Origin of the sequence: Acinetobacter minutum, assembly GCF_035916735.1 — a bacterium.
Lineage (GTDB): Bacteria > Pseudomonadota > Gammaproteobacteria > Pseudomonadales > Moraxellaceae > Acinetobacter.
This window is the reverse complement of the sequence record NZ_JAQIHG010000009.1, coordinates 12,102-28,453: the sequence shown is the minus strand read 5'-3', so window position 1 is coordinate 28,453 and position 16,352 is coordinate 12,102. Positions and strand designations below refer to the sequence as shown.

17 protein-coding genes are annotated in these 16,352 nt (G+C 46.6%); 11 read left to right on the top strand and 6 right to left on the bottom strand.

All coding sequences use genetic code 11. From position 1 onward, the window contains the following. The first annotated feature begins 18 nt into the window (after positions 1 to 18). The gene (locus tag PAE54_RS05540) at positions 19 to 546 is read left to right on the top strand and encodes an LPS-assembly lipoprotein LptE (RefSeq protein WP_326518727.1); all 528 of its coding nucleotides are present in this window, start codon (positions 19 to 21) and stop codon (positions 544 to 546) included. An 8-nt stretch (positions 547 to 554) separates the two neighbouring features. Next, positions 555 to 1,553, top strand: coding sequence for a DNA polymerase III subunit delta (gene holA, locus PAE54_RS05535; RefSeq protein WP_326518726.1), 999 nt, complete (start codon positions 555 to 557; stop codon positions 1,551 to 1,553). Here the strand turns inward: holA and PAE54_RS05530 are convergent. Beyond that, a complete protein-coding gene (locus PAE54_RS05530) occupies positions 1,550 to 1,999 on the bottom strand; it encodes a bacteriohemerythrin (RefSeq protein WP_273779404.1) in 450 nt (149 codons plus the stop codon). The genes holA and PAE54_RS05530 overlap by 4 nt on opposite strands. A gap of 644 nt (positions 2,000 to 2,643) precedes the next feature. Here PAE54_RS05530 and PAE54_RS05525 point away from each other — a divergent pair. The 3 genes from PAE54_RS05525 to PAE54_RS05515 are packed head-to-tail and all read left to right on the top strand — an operon-like array spanning position 2,644 to position 7,395. Beyond that, positions 2,644 to 3,963 (top strand): efflux RND transporter periplasmic adaptor subunit, encoded by a 1,320-nt coding sequence (locus PAE54_RS05525; RefSeq protein ID WP_326518725.1) that lies wholly within the window; start codon positions 2,644 to 2,646, stop codon positions 3,961 to 3,963. A 2-nt stretch (positions 3,964 to 3,965) separates the two neighbouring features. After that, positions 3,966 to 5,954, top strand: a complete 1,989-nt coding sequence (locus tag PAE54_RS05520) for a MacB family efflux pump subunit (RefSeq protein WP_326518724.1) — start codon at positions 3,966 to 3,968, stop codon at positions 5,952 to 5,954. A gap of 10 nt (positions 5,955 to 5,964) precedes the next feature. Beyond that, positions 5,965 to 7,395: an efflux transporter outer membrane subunit gene (locus PAE54_RS05515; protein ID WP_326518723.1), complete on the top strand. Its 1,431-nt coding sequence runs from the start codon at positions 5,965 to 5,967 to the stop codon at positions 7,393 to 7,395. A 65-nt stretch (positions 7,396 to 7,460) separates the two neighbouring features. On the opposite strand, the gene PAE54_RS05510 is transcribed toward PAE54_RS05515, so the two are convergent. From PAE54_RS05510 to orn, 3 genes are all read right to left on the bottom strand, one after another. Next, positions 7,461 to 8,267 (bottom strand): enoyl-ACP reductase FabI, encoded by an 807-nt coding sequence (locus tag PAE54_RS05510; protein WP_326518722.1) that lies wholly within the window; start codon positions 8,265 to 8,267, stop codon positions 7,461 to 7,463. Between the two features lie 137 nt (positions 8,268 to 8,404). Beyond that, the gene (locus PAE54_RS05505; RefSeq protein ID WP_326518721.1) at positions 8,405 to 9,136 is read right to left on the bottom strand and encodes a Bax inhibitor-1/YccA family protein; all 732 of its coding nucleotides are present in this window, start codon (positions 9,134 to 9,136) and stop codon (positions 8,405 to 8,407) included. A gap of 166 nt (positions 9,137 to 9,302) precedes the next feature. Next, positions 9,303 to 9,860 carry an oligoribonuclease gene (orn, locus tag PAE54_RS05500; protein WP_273778457.1) on the bottom strand — a complete coding sequence of 186 codons (558 nt, stop codon included), beginning with the start codon at positions 9,858 to 9,860 and terminating at the stop codon, positions 9,303 to 9,305. A 126-nt stretch (positions 9,861 to 9,986) separates the two neighbouring features. On the opposite strand from orn, the gene rsgA reads away from it, so the two are divergent. The 4 genes from rsgA to secB all read left to right on the top strand — a co-directional run bounded on the left by rsgA (position 9,987) and on the right by secB (position 12,306). Continuing rightward, on the top strand, positions 9,987 to 11,045 hold the full coding sequence (gene rsgA / locus PAE54_RS05495) for a small ribosomal subunit biogenesis GTPase RsgA (protein ID WP_273778456.1): 1,059 nt from the start codon (positions 9,987 to 9,989) through the stop codon (positions 11,043 to 11,045). 95 nt (positions 11,046 to 11,140) lie between these two features. Then, complete coding sequence (locus PAE54_RS05490) at positions 11,141 to 11,557, top strand: rhodanese-like domain-containing protein (protein ID WP_273778455.1); 417 nt, start codon at positions 11,141 to 11,143, stop codon at positions 11,555 to 11,557. A gap of 11 nt (positions 11,558 to 11,568) precedes the next feature. Then, on the top strand, positions 11,569 to 11,826 hold the full coding sequence (gene grxC / locus PAE54_RS05485; protein ID WP_273778453.1) for a glutaredoxin 3: 258 nt from the start codon (positions 11,569 to 11,571) through the stop codon (positions 11,824 to 11,826). Between the two features lie 24 nt (positions 11,827 to 11,850). Beyond that, positions 11,851 to 12,306 (top strand): protein-export chaperone SecB, encoded by a 456-nt coding sequence (gene secB / locus PAE54_RS05480; RefSeq protein WP_273778452.1) that lies wholly within the window; start codon positions 11,851 to 11,853, stop codon positions 12,304 to 12,306. Positions 12,307 to 12,366: 60 nt separating this feature from the next. Here secB and coaBC read toward each other — a convergent pair whose 3' ends face one another. Further along, positions 12,367 to 13,644 carry a bifunctional phosphopantothenoylcysteine decarboxylase/phosphopantothenate--cysteine ligase CoaBC gene (gene coaBC, locus PAE54_RS05475; RefSeq protein WP_326518774.1) on the bottom strand — a complete coding sequence of 426 codons (1,278 nt, stop codon included), beginning with the start codon at positions 13,642 to 13,644 and terminating at the stop codon, positions 12,367 to 12,369. Positions 13,645 to 13,772: 128 nt separating this feature from the next. Here coaBC and radC point away from each other — a divergent pair, with 128 nt between their 5' ends. Both radC and PAE54_RS05465 read left to right on the top strand, forming a co-directional pair. Next, positions 13,773 to 14,465, top strand: a complete 693-nt coding sequence (gene radC, locus PAE54_RS05470) for a RadC family protein (RefSeq protein WP_326518720.1) — start codon at positions 13,773 to 13,775, stop codon at positions 14,463 to 14,465. Between the two features lie 75 nt (positions 14,466 to 14,540). Continuing rightward, positions 14,541 to 15,452, top strand: coding sequence for a bestrophin family protein (locus tag PAE54_RS05465; RefSeq protein ID WP_326518719.1), 912 nt, complete (start codon positions 14,541 to 14,543; stop codon positions 15,450 to 15,452). A gap of 14 nt (positions 15,453 to 15,466) precedes the next feature. Here the strand turns inward: PAE54_RS05465 and PAE54_RS05460 are convergent, their stop codons facing one another. Further along, the gene (locus tag PAE54_RS05460; RefSeq protein ID WP_326518718.1) at positions 15,467 to 16,318 is read right to left on the bottom strand and encodes a PHP domain-containing protein; all 852 of its coding nucleotides are present in this window, start codon (positions 16,316 to 16,318) and stop codon (positions 15,467 to 15,469) included. Positions 16,319 to 16,352 lie beyond the last annotated feature (34 nt).

Below are 16,352 nucleotides of genomic sequence, written 5' to 3'. Positions count from 1 at the left end.
GATTACAGAGGAATACGCATGCATTTTGTCCAACGTTTCGCAGCGATTGTCTTAACCTTAGGTCTGAGTGCAAGCTTGGTCGGCTGTGGTTTTCATTTGAAAGGAATGAATCCCACCGCTGCCCCTCTGGTATATCAAAAACTGAACCTGGTCTTACCCGCCAATACCGATGAATTGAATCGTCAGCTCAACACCTACCTGACCGCATCGGGGGTACAATTGGGCCAAGCGAATGATGCCTATGTGCTGCGTGTGCTGGAATATACGCCACGCCGCCAGTTATTAAATGGCAAACTCACTGAGGTGTTGTTGCGTTTGACCGTGACCTTCCAGATCGAAGACCGTCAAGGCAATCCAATTACCCAACCCCGCACCTTAACTGCATCACGCAGTTATCAATATGACGTAGAAACAGTTAACACCGATAATCAGCAAGAAAGCTATCTAAACCGTATTGTGATTGATGATATCGCTCAGCAAATCAGTCGACAGATTGCAGCGAACCGTTTACCTCTGGTAAAAACCGCTAAGACTGCTGCACCTTAATTTGACTCATGAAACTGGATTATCTGCAGGCATTAAAACGTGTCACAGAAGCACGTGGTGCCTGGATCCTGCACGGGCAGGAACCTCTGCTTGAACAGAACCTGCTTGATGCGTTCCGCCATCACTGGCAGCAGCAGGAAATCGAGCGGCAACGTTATGATATCGCCAGTGTCAGTGACTGGAAAAATGTCTTCAATGCACTTAATAGCCTGTCACTCTTTTCACAGCAGCTCGCGGTAGAAGTACACGGTAACATCAAGCCAGATGCCAATGGCATCAAACAGCTCAAGAGTTATATCCAGCAAAATGAACAGAATCTGCTTTTGGTCGTCATGCCCAAGCAGGACAGTGCGAGTCTGAAATCCAGTTTTTTTCAGGTGATTGAAGCCAATGGGGTTGTGGTTCCCCTGACCGCCACCTATCCACAAGATCGTCAACGCATTCTCAGTGTTGAAGCAGAAAAGCTCGGAATACAACTCGATACTGCTGCATGGCAATGGCTGATGCAGCATCATGAACACAACCTGTTGGCCGCAAAAAATAGCCTGATGCGGGTGAGTGATACTTTTCCTGACCAAGCGCTTATCCAGATTGAACAACTGTATAGCTGCTTACAGGATCAATCACGCTATACCAGTTACGATTTAAGTGATGCCCTGCTGGCAGGCAAGCTGGCACAAGCCATCAAAATCTTTCAGTACCTGGTTGCTTCCGGTGAACCGCACAGCCTGATCCTATGGACGCTGAGTAAAGAAATGCGGTTGCTCATGCAACTGTATGAACAACCGCAAAATGCCCTGCAACTGGGCATCTGGAAAAATAAAGTTAGTGTATACCAACAAGCCTTGCGCCGCTTTCACCCACAGTGTTTTTTAGCCTGGCCGATGCTCCTTCTACGCATTGATGCAGCCATCAAAGGCATGTCTGAAGAAAATCCAGAACATTTGATCATCCAGGGTATTAGCGCAATGTGTGGTCAAACTTTATTTGATGCTTCAATTGCTTAGCTAAAAAAACGCGCGAACCAGCTTTTACCTTTTTTCTGCTCTTGTGCACGTAAATAATGCAACATATTGTCACGCACTGAATCTACGTAATCCTGGTCATCATGTTGAATATGGTTAATTAACCACTTGGACAGTAACCGATATAAGTCGTTCTCGACGGACTCACCCCGATCAAATTTATGACGACAATCATTCAGCCGTTTAACAAATAACTCATGAATACCTTTATGCGATGGTAGATATTGATAGTTGACCTGCTGAAGCAGGTTTTCTTCAAAACTAAAATGTGATTGGGTATAGTCGATCAGATCATCCAAGACTTCTTTAATCTTGTCTCTCTGCCCTCCACTAATGATTTTTTCTAATGCATTAATATAATCTAGGATTTGGCGATGTTGATTATCAATCACATCAATTCCAATATTATAACTTTCACTCCATTCCATCATTTATGCCCCATTATTTTTCATCATCAAGTTATGTTTTTTACAGAATTATTATTAGATGACCATAAAGATCAAATCCCATATTTTTTTTACGGGATTTGATCTTATAATCTTTTTAACTTGAAATCTATAGGGATTATTGCAGATTTTTTCATTTTTAATCCAAGTCGATCACAGGTCATAACTCTCCTGATTTAAAGAATCTACGTTCATATTTTGCAACTACATTATGTTGGGTAAACAAAAGATCACAATATAAGAAATTGATTTTATTTGATTTCTATGTGATTACACATCAAGAACAATAGAACTGATTCTTGGCTTCAGTTTTCCTGATCACTTACCAACGTACTCCCTGACTAATCACCACAGGGCAATTACACGCCATCCAATAACATTGCGTGAAATATCTCGAAACATAAAGTATTAATCTTTCCTACACATGAGTCATCTCTATTCTGCATTTCCATCAAGATATATATCTAAAATTAGATGCAGTGCATTATGTTATTTTTCCTTGGAGCAAATAACATCGCATTAGCGTGATCTGGAGAAGATTCAACATACTTTCGTGCAAATCTACACGTTTTGTCCTCAATTCATCCTTATACTGAAACGATATAGACTGTTGCCATTTTGACCTTATGCTAAAAACAAAACCATTTAAACTGATCCTGTTGATCCTTGCTGTATTGTTAATTGCACTGATTGGCTGGTATGGGTTAAAGCCCAAAGATACCCAGCCACAATACATCACAGCCGATGTGACACGCAGTGATCTGGAAGATTCTGTCCTTGCAACGGGTGTACTTGAAGCGACGCAAATGCTGAGTGTCGGCTCACAGGTTTCCGGTCAGGTGAAAAAAATGTATGTGCATTTGGGGGATCAGGTTAAACAAGGTCAGCTGATTGCACAAATTGATTCCTACCGGCAGGAAAACCAGTTAAAAACAGCAGAGGCCAGCATTAAAAGTCAGCAGGCACAGCTCGCGACGAAACAGGCCAATCTCAGTAAAGTGGCTGCTGAATATCAGCGTCAAGCCGAGATGTATAAATATGACGCTACGTCAAAAGCTGAACTGGAATCCGCCCTGGCCAGCTATAAAACAGCACAGGCAGAAATTGCCCAGATTGCCGCCCAGATTGAACAGTCTCGGTTAACTCTAGCCACAGCCAAAGAAGACTTGGGTTATACCCGTATTGTGGCGCCGATGGATGGCACGATTGTGGCGATTGTGACGGAAGAAGGCCAGACCGTGAATGCCAACCAGAGTGCACCAACGATTGTCAAACTGGCGAAACTCGACACCATGACCGTCAAGGCTGAGATTTCCGAAGCAGATGTCATGAAAGTTCAACCGGGACAAAAAGTTTATTTCACGACATTAGGCGATAACGAGACCCGGCATTATGCAACCCTGCGACAGATTGAACCCGCCCCAAGCTCGATCAATGCCGAAAACAACAGCACCACAAGCAGCTCATCCAACACGGCTGTTTACTATAACGCCCTATTTGATGTGCCCAATCCGGATGGGAAATTGCGAATTGATATGACGGCACAAGTCTATATTGTTTTGGCGGAAGCAAAAAATGCCCTCACCATTCCTGCCGCAGCCCTGAACAGTGCAAAACGGCCACAACACAATCCCAATAATTCGGCGAAGACTGATGCGAAAAGTTCAGATCCGATCCGCCCACAACCGCTGAACTTAACTACAGCACAACGCGATCTGTTACAACAGGGCAAAGCAAAACTGGCCAGTGTGCGTATTCTGCTGACCGATAATCAGGTTCGCAACCAGCAGGTATTGGTCGGTTTAAATAACCGTGTTCAGGCACAGATTCTGGCAGGTTTAAAACAGGGCGATAAAGTCATCATTGCAGATGGTTCAGACAGTAGCAATGACGGTGCTAAACGCAGTAGCAACCGTAATGCTGGCAGCCCACCGGTGAGGATGTAACGATGCAGCCTGATCAACAACCTTTACTCGAGGTCAGCCAGCTGACACGGGAATTTCCGGCAGGTGAAAGCACTGTTCAGATTTTAAAAGGCATTGACCTGAAGATTTACCCGGGTGAACTGGTCGCCATTATTGGCCAATCTGGTTCAGGTAAATCCACCCTGATGAATATTCTCGGCTGTCTGGACAAGCCCAGCAGTGGCAGCTACAAGGTGAATGGCAAAGAAACTAGACAGCTTGAGCCCGATGAGCTGGCACAGCTACGTCGCGAATACTTTGGTTTTATTTTTCAACGTTATCACCTGCTCGGTGACCTCAGTGCTGCTGGCAATGTAGAAGTACCCGCCATCTATGCTGGTGTAGATGCACGGCATCGTCGTGAGCGTTCAGCCAAGTTATTGACAGATTTAGGCTTAGGGGAACGAATACAGCACCGTCCAAGCCAGCTTTCCGGTGGCCAACAGCAACGGGTTTCCATCGCCCGTGCCCTGATGAATGGCGGTGATGTCATTCTGGCCGATGAACCGACCGGCGCTCTGGATAAAAACAGTGGTATCGAAGTAATCCGCATTTTGCGTGAGCTGAATGAGAATGGACATACCATCATTTTGGTCACGCATGATGTGAATGTCGCCAAACATGCCACGCGGATTATCGAAATCAGCGATGGGCAGATTATTGCCGATCGTCCTAATACACCTGAAATGTCTAGCGATGATGCCCCGTTAGAACAACATGCTTCGTTGATGAAATATGCTGAAGAGAAAAAAATCCCGGCCTGGCGTTCAGCACTCGATCGTTTAACCGAAGCCTTCCAGATGGCATTGCTCGCCATGAATGCCCATCGGATGCGGACATTCCTCACCATGCTGGGCATTATTATCGGGATTGCCTCTGTGGTTTCTGTTGTCGCTTTAGGTAAAGGATCACAACAAAAAATTCTGGACAATATCAGTAGCCTCGGCACCAACACCATTACCATCTATCAGGGGCGTGGTTTTGGTGACAATTCCCGTGCCTCTCAAGTCAAAACGCTGATTCCTGCAGATGCCGATGCGTTACAGCAGCAACCATATGTTGCAGGGGTATCCCCAACAGTCAATAGCAACATCACCGCGCGTTTTCAGGACACCGAAGCCACCGCAATTGTAAACGGTGTCAGTGAACAGTTCTTTGAGGTACGAGGCCTCAGCGTTACAGCCGGCCAAACCTTTGACAAAACAGCCATTACTGAACGTGCACAGGATGTCGTGATTGACAGTAATACGCAAAAGACCTTTTTCCCGGATGGGCGTGATCCGATTGGTCAGGTCATTCTGCTCGGCAATCTGCCAAGCCGGATTATCGGGGTGGTTCAGGCCAATTCCGGCATGTTCAGTTCTGACAGCCTGAATGTCTACTTACCCTATTCGACCGTCATGGGTCGGATGCTCGGCCAGAGCAATTTGCGCAGTATTGTCGTTCGGGTGAAAGACGAATATGCCAGCAGCGCTGCTGAAAATGCGATTTTAACCCTGTTAGAACAACGTCACGGCGCACAGGATGTGTATAGCCAAAATTCGGACAGTATCCGCCAGACCATCGAGAACACCACACAAACCATGACCTTATTGGTTTCTGCGATTGCTGTGATTTCGCTGGTAGTCGGTGGCATCGGTGTGATGAATATCATGCTAGTTTCGGTCACTGAACGTACCCAGGAAATTGGTGTACGGATGGCTGTGGGTGCTCGACAGAGTGATATTTTGCAGCAATTCCTGATTGAAGCGGTATTGGTATGTATTTTAGGCGGTATTTTAGGGGTATTGCTTGCCTTAGGTCTAGGTCAGCTGGTCAATAAGCTCTTGAACGGTAGTTTCCAGATGAGCTATTCCACCACATCGATGGTGGTCGCCTTTATCTGCTCGACGCTGATCGGAATTATTTTTGGCTTTTTGCCAGCACGAAATGCAGCACGACTGGATCCAGTGGCTGCCTTGGCACGAGAATAAGGAAAATATGATGTCTCTACGTTTATCCCAGCTGGCCACCGTACTCTTAGTGTCAAGCTCACTTGCAGGTTGTAGTGCCTTGGTACGCACAGCGTATCAGCCACCCGAGGTCAGTATCCCGAACAGTTTTCAACAGGCCAAAAACACGCCACAATCATGGTCTGTTGACGTATATGCCGATCAGTGGTGGACACTGTTTCAGGATACTGGACTGAATCAACTGGTCGATCGGGTACTGACTCAAAATAGCAATCTGGCTATCGCTGGGATCACACTCAAACAGGCCCGTTTACAAGCAGACTTAGCTAAAAATGCCGAACTGTTTCGGGTCAATTCCAGTGCATCAGCGGGGCATAGTGTCGATTTAAATGCGGGTCAAGACCAGTCCAAAGGACTATCGCTGAATGCTGGGGTCAGCTATGAACTGGACCTGTTTGGCAAACTTAATCGTCAAACCGAAGCTGCGCGTTGGGAAGCCGCCGCCAGTGCCGAAGACTTACAAGCCACCGCACAAAGTTTGATTGCTACCACAGCCAATTTATACTGGCAACTGGGTTATTTGCATCAGCATTTAGATACGGCGCAACAAAGCCTAGCCAGCTCTGAAAAATTACTGGAGCTGGTGCGTGCACAATACCGTGCGGGCGCAGTCTCCGGTCTAGAAGTCGTGCAAGCACAACAGGCGCTACAAAGTCAAAAAGCAACACTCAGCCAGATTCAACAGCGATTGATCGAAACACGGACTGCACTTGCCGTGTTATTACATGTGCCCGTGCAACAGCTTGATCTAGATGAACCCAAAGGTCTTAGCCAAACACGTTTACCGACTATCGCAGCCGGTCTGCCCGCGAATCTTTTAGCACGTCGTCCGGATTTACGTGCAGCAGAACTGCGTTTACGTAAAGCCCTGGCCAATAAAGATGCCACTAAAGCCAGCTTCTACCCCTCGATCAACCTGACCGGGAATGTCGGTTCCAGCAGTACCTCGTTAACCCAACTCTTGCAGAATCCAGTACTAACGCTGGGAACCAATCTCAGCCTGCCCTTTCTGCAATATAACGACATGCAGCGCGACCTTCAGATCAGTGCGCTAGATTATGAAAAAAGTATTCTGAATTATCGCCAGACCTTATATCAGGCCTTTGCCGATGTGGAAAATGCCCTGTCAAACCGAGAGCAAACGACACAACAATTGGCTTACCAACAGCAGAATCTGACACTCGCGGAACGTACGGAACGCCTGACCGCGATCCGTTATAAAAATGGTGCTGTTGCACTAAAAAATTTATTAGACGCTCAGGAAACCAGCCGCAATGCCCGTATTGCGGTGGTGCAGGCACAGCAAAGCCAATACCAAGCTTATGTTACCTTGATGCAAGCTTTAGGTGGCTCGCCAATCACCTCTAGCTCGTCAATCCAAAACAATACAGCTCGGCCTTAACTTTAAAATTTCAATCATAAAAAAACAGCACCAAGGTGCTGTTTTTTTATGTATCCGACAGCGAATTAGTCTTCGTTGTCCAATAACGCTTGGCTCATACCTACAGTATTGAAACCTGAATCGACATACAAAATTTCACCAGTGATACCAGAAGCCCATGGTGAGCACAGGAATAATGCAGCATTACCTACTTCTTCAATGGTCACGTTACGGCGTAATGGCGCAACACGCTCATTGGCATCCAACATTTTACGGAAAGATTTGATACCAGAAGCCGCTAAAGTACGGATTGGACCTGCAGAGATCGCGTTCACACGAATACCGTCTGGACCCAAACTCGATGCAAGATAACGTACACCAGCTTCCAAAGATGCTTTGGCCATACCCATTACGTTGTAGTTTGGCATAACACGTTCTGAACCCTGATAAGTCAGAGTCAATAAACAACCTTGACGCGCTTGTAACAATGGTTTTGCAGCACGTGCCATCGCAACAAAGCTGTAAGCACTGATGTCATGCGCAACGTTAAAGCCTTCACGGTCTGTTACGTCGGTAAAATCACCATCTAGAGTGTGGGCTGGTGCGAAACCAATGGAGTGAACCACACCATCTAAACCATTCCAATGTTTTGCCAATTCAGCAAAAGCACCATCGATCTCGGCATCTACCGCAACGTCGCATGGAAAAACCAGCTTTGAACCAAACTGTTCAGCAAATTCATCTACACGTTTTTTTAATTTTTCATTTGGATAAGTGAAAGCCAATTCAGCGCCTTCACGATGCAATGCTTGTGCAATACCAAATGCGATTGATAATTTGCTGGCAACACCCGCGATGAGAAAGCGTTTACCCGCCAATAGTCCTTGTGCCATGTGAATCTCACTTGAAATAATTTATGGGCATAATGCCAATTATGGAGCCGTTACGTAATTGCATAATGCATCTTTTTTTCATGCAAAATAAAATCGCCGTATAAAAATACGGCGATTTACTGGCCTAAAGTCCAGATTTAGTCTTCGGATAACAGACCAATTAAACGCAGGAAAGAAATATACATCCAGACCAAGGTCGCCAATAAGGCAATGCCGCAGAGCCATTCCATCGATTGGGGGGCGCGCTGGGCTGCTGCGGACTCAATCAGGTCAAAATCTAGAATGAGATTTAAGGAGGCAATCACAGCTACAAATGCCGCAAAACCAATCCCCAGCCAGTTGCTTTCAAAGATATACGGAATACTTGAAGCAAAAGCCAGCTGCATCACCATCTGCACCACAAACACGATACAGAGCGCCAGAGTGGCAGAAATCACCACGGATTTGAATTTCTCGGTCGCACGAATAATCTGGAATTTGTAGAGAGCAAACATGACCAGGGTCGTAACAAAGGTCGCCAATAACGCCTGTAATGGTGCGCCCGGATATTTAGCTTGAAAGACAAAGGAAATTCCGCCAAGGAAAGCCCCTTCAAATAACGCATAGGGGATCGCCAAAGTTGGTGCCGTATTCGGTTTAAAGGTAGTGATCAAGGCCAGAATCAAGCCCCCTATTGCACCGACCATGGCAGCGGCATAGGCAATCGCTGCACTTTGTGTCAATGCCGCATAAAAAAACAGGGCCACACCCAGAATGGCCGAAATACTGGTCAGCAACATGGACTTACGGATCGCACCCTGCACGGTCATAGGCTTGTGAACATCGGCATAGGTCTCGACCCGGGTCAAAATAGGATTGTTACTTTGCATAGCTCATCTCATTGTTATCATTTAGGATATAATCTGATATTAGACCAAATGCACAAGAAACTCAGCCATAGGTTGCTGCTTTTTGTAACCGCTTATCTGATTCGAGCTGATTGAATCATTTCCATAAAAAAAGAGGCGGATGCCTCTTCCTGATTGTTCAAATAATTTAGTCATTATGCGTAATAAAGAAATACTGACGGTAATATTTCAGTTCGGCAATCGAATCGCGAATATCATCCATCGCCAAGTGTGACGCATTTTTTTTCAGGCCACTCATAATCTCCGGACGCCAGCGTTTCGCCAGTTCTTTCACCGAAGAGACATCTAGGTTGCGATAATGGAAGAATTGTTCTAGCTCTGGCATCAAGCGGTGCAGGAAGCGACGGTCCTGGCAAATCGAGTTACCACACATCGGCGAGGCTTTCGGATTCACCCATTTTTTCAGGAATTCCAAAGTCTGCTGCTCCGCATCCTGTGCGGTCAATTTGCTGCGACGCACACGTTCAATCAGACCGGACTGACCGTGCTGACGGGTATTCCATTCATCCATGGCATTCAAGACACGATCCGGTTGATGAACTGCCAGTACCGGTCCTTCCGCCAGAATATTTAAATGGTCATCCGTGACAATGGTGGCTATCTCAATAATGACATCATTAACGGTATCTAAACCGGTCATTTCTAGGTCAATCCAAATTAACCGGGTATCTGGGCTACTACTCATGAAAGGTGATTCTTAAAGTTTTGCTAAAGCGGCATGGTAGCAAATTTCTTGCATCTTGGCTGTAATTCACCACCTGCTTCATGTTATTTTTGCCCTCCTCAATACGTGGTTTTTTCTAGGATATGAATGGCTCTAATTCGTAAACGCCGGTTGACTGAACAACAACAACGTCGGATTCAGAAACAGCAGCAAAATCGTCAGGAAGAATTGGATACGTCCAATGACCTTGAAGGCTTGGTGGTACAACATTATGGCCGCCAATTAGAAGTACAAGCCCTGTCCATTCCTGATCCTCATCCTGAAAAACCCGTGGTCGAATCCGGTGAACCTGAACCGTTCTGGAAGCCGATAGAACTGGGCAGTGTATGGCGCTGTCATACCCGAACCAATCTGGAGCTACTGGTCACAGGCGACCGGGTCAAATGGCAAGCTGACCCCAATACTGGACTTGGCATTATCACCGCGATTCATCCACGACGTTCCTTGCTGACCCGTCCGGATCGCTATCACAAGGTCAAACCTGTCGCTGCCAATATCAGTCTGATTGTGGTGGTGTTTGCACCTTTGCCAGAACCTGCCCCTATGCTGATTGACCGTTATCTGGTGGCCTGTGCAGATGCCGAGATTCCGGCCTTGCTGGTACTCAACAAATCTGATTTGCTAACCGAAAATGATCCGATCCTGCAATTGTTGGAAGAATATCGTCAGCTGGGTTATGAAGTCATGCTATGTCAATCCACAGGAGATTTATCAGCCTTAGCAACACGCCTGGATGGTGAAACCGTAGCCTTTGTCGGTCAGTCAGGTGTGGGCAAAAGCTCGCTGATCAATCACATCGTGCCGGATGCAGCGCAGAAGACCAATATCATTTCCGAGAACTCGGCACTGGGTCAGCACACCACGACCTCGACGCGTTTAATCGGTTTTGGCGAAAATGGTGCCCTGATTGATTCACCTGGGATCCGGGAATTTGGTTTATGGCATTTAACCTTAGATAAAGTCCGTCATGGCTTCCCTGAGATTGAAAACCTGCTTGGACATTGCCAGTTCAGAAACTGTACGCATAAGCATGAAAAACAATGTGCGTTACGTCAGGCGGCAGAACAAGGCGAGATCCTGCCACGACGCCTAGAGAGTTATTTACGCCTGATCGATGAAATTACCGAAGCTCAGCAAAAAAATTAGTTTTGTTTTGCAAACTAAGCTTGAAGCGGCGATTTTGATCGCCATATATATCGGATATACTTGAGATCAATTTTTGATTGTAATTTAGGTGACTTGTGGAACGTTGGCTGGAGTTTATGGGGAATCACCCCTTCTTGTTTGGAACCTTAGGGGTGTTGATTGTACTGTTCGTCATTTTTGAGGGACAACGCAACGGTCGCAAAATCTCACCACAATCACTCGGTATTTTGGTCAAAGCTAAAAATGCCATCCTGATTGATTTACGTGATGCCAAAGATTTCCGTGAAGGTCACATTAGCGGCAGCCGTAATATTCCGTATAACCAAATCGCAAGTCATGCAGATGAACTGAAAGCGGCTGAACGCCCATTGGTCTTTATCTGCAATCTCGGTCAAGTGGCTGGCAGTGCCCTACAGCAAGTCGGTCATGCAGATAGCTATCGTCTTGATGGCGGTATTAGTAACTGGAAAGCCCAAGGCTTACCTCTCGTCAAAAGCAAAGCAAAAGCTTAAGGAGATTTCTCATGGCTGCTGAAGTGACCATCTATTCAACGACTGTATGCCCTTACTGCATTCGTGCCAAACAGCTTCTTGAGCGTAAAGGCGTGGCTTATAAAGAAATTAACCTCTCTAACGAAGCACCTGAAGTGCGTGTAGAGCTCATGCAACGCACCAACCATCGTACAGTGCCACAAATTTTTATTAACGAGCAGTTTATCGGCGGTTTTGACCAACTTTACGCATTAGAACGTGAAGGCAAACTCGACGCATTACTGGCTTAATTTTTTATCTTAAGGACTTAATACATGAGTGAAGAACAACAAGCTCAACCACAATTGGCATTAGAGCGTATCTATACCAAAGACATTTCTTTTGAAGTTCCTGGCGCGCAAGTATTCACCAAAGAATGGCAACCTGAACTGAACATCAATTTATCCTCTTCTGCAGAAAAAATTGATCAAAACCATTTTGAAGTGGCGTTAAAGGTTGTGGTTGAAGCACAAAATGCAGGTGAAACTGCATTTATCGTGGATGTCACTCAAGCCGGTATTTTCCTAGTCGACAACGTTGAAGATGAACGTTTGCCCTACATTCTAGGTGCGTACTGCCCAAATATTCTGTTCCCGTTTTTACGTGAAGCAGTGAATGACTTAGTAACCAAAGGCAGCTTCCCACAATTACTGTTGACCCCAATCAACTTTGATGCGGAATTTGAAGCCAACATGCAACGTGCTCAAGCCGCCGCTGAAGGCCAAGCGTAATCGTCTGATGATATAAAAAAAGACCGCCATAGCGGTCTTTTTTTATCAATATAGTAAACGCTAAAAATCCTCATCCTGCATATGAGCCGAAGGATATAAGGCATCATGCATAGCTTCGACCAATTGTTGTGCGATTTCTTGTTTGGAGGCTTTTTCCAGATCTCGTTTTGACATGTGGTAATGCTCAGCAAAAAATACCGTCATGGCATTTTCATCAGAAGCGAAACCAATATCTGTACGTGAGACATCGTTGCAGGCAATCATATCCAGTTTCTTCGCCACCAGTTTACCGGCTGCGTAGGCTTCCACATTTTGCGTTTCAGCGGCAAAACCCACCATAAACGGTCGTTTGGCTTGCTGTGCGATGGTCGCCACAATATCCGGATTTTTCACCAGCGATAGATCAAGTGCATCACCCGCTTTTTTGATTTTATGTTCCGCCACATGCGCCACACGGTAATCTGCAACAGCTGCTGTCGCGATAAAAATGTCGCAGCCTTCATCTAATAACTGCAAACTGGTATCCAGCATTTGCTGTGCAGAGGACACATTGATCCGGCGTACGCCATTTGGGGTATCCAAAGTTACCGGGCCAGCGACCAAGGTCACCTTAGCACCGGCTGCATAACAGGCCGCAGCCAAAGCAAAGCCCATTTTCCCGGTACTATGGTTGGATATATAACGCACTGGGTCCATCGCTTCACGCGTGGGTCCAGCGGTAATCACCACGCGTTTTCCAGCCAGTAAGCCAAACTTTTCTGCAATCGCACGCTGGGCCTGATGAAAATATTCGGTGACCTGACGTGCAATGTCTTCAGGCTCTGGCAAACGCCCCAGCCCTACATCACCACAGGCCTGTGCCCCCGCATCCGGCATAATCACATGTACGCCATCACCAATCAGGGTTTGCAGGTTGCGTTGTGTGGCTTTCGCGGCCCACATTTGCTGGTTCATCGCCGGTGCAACCCATACTGGAGCTTTCGTGGCCAGGTAAAGCGTGCTCAACAAGTCATCTGCCAAACCATGGGCAAATTTGGCCAGAGTGTCACACGTCGCAGGAGCCACCAGCACCAGATCCGCCCAACGTGCCAACTCGATATGCCCCATACCCGCTTCGGCTTCTGGATCTAATAATGCGGTATGTACCGGATTACCCGACAAAGCTTGAAAAGTGAGCGGTGTAATAAATGCCTGTGCGCCTTCCGTCATCACTACCCGGACATTAAAACCATAGTCCTTTAAACGGCGGACCAAAATGGCACTTTTATAGGCGGCGATCCCCCCTGTAACAGCTAAAATAATATTTTTATGAGGAATTACACTTAAATCAAAGCTCACGAACAGGCTACCTTTCTGTTGCAGTGGCGCCAACAATAGCATTAAATAATGACAGACCCAAGTGATGCTCCTGCAAATTCACCGGGATTCAATAATTAAAAAAACATGAGAAAAAGAAATCAAAAATCATGCATCAATCCATCAAAGACTGGCCGGAACAAGAACGCCCTCGTGAACGTCTACTGAGCCAGGGTGCACAGAGCCTATCCGATGCCGAATTGCTGGCCATTTTTCTGCGCTCGGGATCACAACAACACTCAGCCGTTGAACTGGCACGCCTGATGCTGCAGCATTTCGGTCATCTGAATCCTATTTTTGATGCCTCCTTAGAGGATCTCAGCCAGTTTCATGGAATTGGCAGTAGCAAATACTCTCAATTGATGGCGGTCAAGGAATTAGGACGGCGTTATCTACGTAACCATTTTCAGCACGCCCGACCGGAACTAAACCACTCCCAGCTGGTCATGGATTATTTACGTTATGAACTGCTAGAAGAACAGCAGGAAGTCTTTGCCGTGCTGTGTCTCGATGCCGAATTACGCAAACTGCATTTTAAAAAGCTTTTCTACGGTTCCCTGAATCAGTGCAGCATTTCGATCAATCAACTGCTACGTTATGCGATCAGCCAACAGGCCAGCCATATCGTGATTGCTCATAATCACCCGCATGGCCGGGCACATCCTTCGGCCGAGGACTTGCACTTGACCCAACAAATACAGCAAGCCTGCGCACTGGTGGAAATTTGTCTTTTAGATCATTGTATTATCGCAGCAGATGGCAATTTTTCTTTTGCCGAACAACAACTCATCAAATCTCAATAAAGTCCTTCAGCCGCTTATTGACAAAGTCAAGACAACTGGTAAAGATCAACCAAAATTAGTGATGATTCAAATAACATGATCGTTCGCGACCAACCCAGCATCCTGAAAGTTCTGTTTTCCTGGCGCGGCACCATCTTGCCGAAAATTTTGCCCTCTTTGGGCTTTGTGATGCTGATTTCGACCATTATCGGCGGCCTCACTTACCTCAATATTTTGCATGTGCCAGAAGTCCCTTTGGTGGGCTTTACCCTGATCGGAGTAGTGTTGTCGATTTTCCTGGGATTCAGAAACAGTGCCTGTTATGACCGCTGGTGGGAAGCGCGAAAATTGTGGGGAATTCTCATCGCCAACTCCCGGCATTTTGATCGTGACTGTCGGGTTCTGACACAAGCCCGCCGTGAACGTGTGATTCAGCATGTGATTGTCTTTGCCAATGTGTTGCGTGACCGTCTACGCCACCAGACCGCGAATCCGACCGAGCTGGTTGAAACCAGTGGACTCAGTCAGCAGGCACTCACCCAGCTGTACCAACATCACAATGCGCCACAATACACCCTCACCTTGATTCACTGGGAACTGCTGCAAGCACTCAAAGATGGTGAAATATCCGACGTAATTTACATGCAAATGAACCAGCATGTCGCAGAGCTAAGTATGGTGCAAACCGGTTGCGACCGAATTGCCAACACTCCCTTGCCTTTTGCTTATTCGGTTCTGCTGAACCGAACCGTGTATTTTTTCTGTTTTATGTTGCCTTTCAGTTTAGGTTCAACGCTAGGCTTGGTGACGCCACTGTTGGTCGGCCTGTTGGCTTACACCTTTCTGGGCCTTGATGCACTGAGCAGTGAAATTGAAGAACCCTTCGGCACGCAAAGCAATGACCTGCCACTTGATTCGATGGTGCGCATGATTGAAATTGAATTACTCGGCAGTCTCGGCAAACCGACTCCACCGCCCATTCAAGCCCAAGACCATAACTTGCTCTAAGCCGTCTCGTCTATTTATTGAAAATCCTGCCAGATCCCGTACTGTTCAGGATTCACCTTAGGAATATGTCCGAGTCGAATCCAGGGCATATTCTCACCATGAAAATCACTGCCGACTGAGACCTTGAGTTGGTATTGTGCGATCATACGGTCAATCATCTGCCGGGTAGATAAAGGATCTATGCCTGGTGGGAGTTCAACAGCATGACCTCCTGCTTGCGCAAACAACTCGATTAGGTAGCGGACATTGGTGGCGGAGAGATCATAACGAGTCGGATGCGCCAATACGGCAAAACCGCGGCTTTGCTGAATCACCTGCACTGTCTCTGGCAGACTTAAACCATCAAAACGCACAAAGGCTTTCTTTCCTTCTTTCAAAAAACGATCAAAGGCTTGTTGCGGCCGGCTAACGATCTGCTGATTCACCAAAACTTTGGCGATATGGGTTCGGGTAATATGATCCGCTTGAAAATCCGCCAAAGCCAAGACTTCATCATAAATCTGCCGGCCAATCAGTGGCTGTAACAAGGCACAAATCTGTTCAGCACGTTGTGCACGGATCTGCTTCTGTTTGGCCAGTGCATCATAGAGCGGTTCCGGATTCTGCATATTCAAGGCCACAATATGCACGCCATAGCTTTTCTGGGTGGCTGGCCGCGACCATTGACTGGAAATTTCTACGCCCGTGATGATATCGAGTGGCTGTGACTGTGCCGCCTGCTGTGCCAATAGCACCCCATCCATACTGTCATGATCTGTCAGTGCCAGGGTATGAATGCCATGTGCGACTGCAGATTCGACCAGTGCTGCTGGAGACAAAGTTCCATCAGAAATATTACTGTGTGTATGTAAATCTACGCCTTGCATCTTTTATACTATGCCATTCACTTGAACAGATCAG

What these genes read in the sequence shown, in the direction of transcription:
- PAE54_RS05540 (WP_326518727.1), top strand. Translation starts at nt 19, where the DNA reads ATGCATTTTGTCCAACGTTTCGCAGCGATTGTCTTAACCTTAGGTCTG.
- holA (WP_326518726.1), top strand. Translation starts at nt 555, where the DNA reads ATGAAACTGGATTATCTGCAGGCATTAAAACGTGTCACAGAAGCACGT.
- PAE54_RS05530 (WP_273779404.1), bottom strand. Translation starts at nt 1,999, where the DNA reads ATGGAATGGAGTGAAAGTTATAATATTGGAATTGATGTGATTGATAAT.
- PAE54_RS05525 (WP_326518725.1), top strand. Translation starts at nt 2,644, where the DNA reads ATGCTAAAAACAAAACCATTTAAACTGATCCTGTTGATCCTTGCTGTA.
- PAE54_RS05520 (WP_326518724.1), top strand. Translation starts at nt 3,966, where the DNA reads ATGCAGCCTGATCAACAACCTTTACTCGAGGTCAGCCAGCTGACACGG.
- PAE54_RS05515 (WP_326518723.1), top strand. Translation starts at nt 5,965, where the DNA reads ATGTCTCTACGTTTATCCCAGCTGGCCACCGTACTCTTAGTGTCAAGC.
- PAE54_RS05510 (WP_326518722.1), bottom strand. Translation starts at nt 8,267, where the DNA reads ATGGCACAAGGACTATTGGCGGGTAAACGCTTTCTCATCGCGGGTGTT.
- PAE54_RS05505 (WP_326518721.1), bottom strand. Translation starts at nt 9,136, where the DNA reads ATGCAAAGTAACAATCCTATTTTGACCCGGGTCGAGACCTATGCCGAT.
- orn (WP_273778457.1), bottom strand. Translation starts at nt 9,860, where the DNA reads ATGAGTAGTAGCCCAGATACCCGGTTAATTTGGATTGACCTAGAAATG.
- rsgA (WP_273778456.1), top strand. Translation starts at nt 9,987, where the DNA reads ATGGCTCTAATTCGTAAACGCCGGTTGACTGAACAACAACAACGTCGG.
- grxC (WP_273778453.1), top strand. Translation starts at nt 11,569, where the DNA reads ATGGCTGCTGAAGTGACCATCTATTCAACGACTGTATGCCCTTACTGC.
- secB (WP_273778452.1), top strand. Translation starts at nt 11,851, where the DNA reads ATGAGTGAAGAACAACAAGCTCAACCACAATTGGCATTAGAGCGTATC.
- radC (WP_326518720.1), top strand. Translation starts at nt 13,773, where the DNA reads ATGCATCAATCCATCAAAGACTGGCCGGAACAAGAACGCCCTCGTGAA.
- PAE54_RS05465 (WP_326518719.1), top strand. Translation starts at nt 14,541, where the DNA reads ATGATCGTTCGCGACCAACCCAGCATCCTGAAAGTTCTGTTTTCCTGG.
- PAE54_RS05460 (WP_326518718.1), bottom strand. Translation starts at nt 16,318, where the DNA reads ATGCAAGGCGTAGATTTACATACACACAGTAATATTTCTGATGGAACT.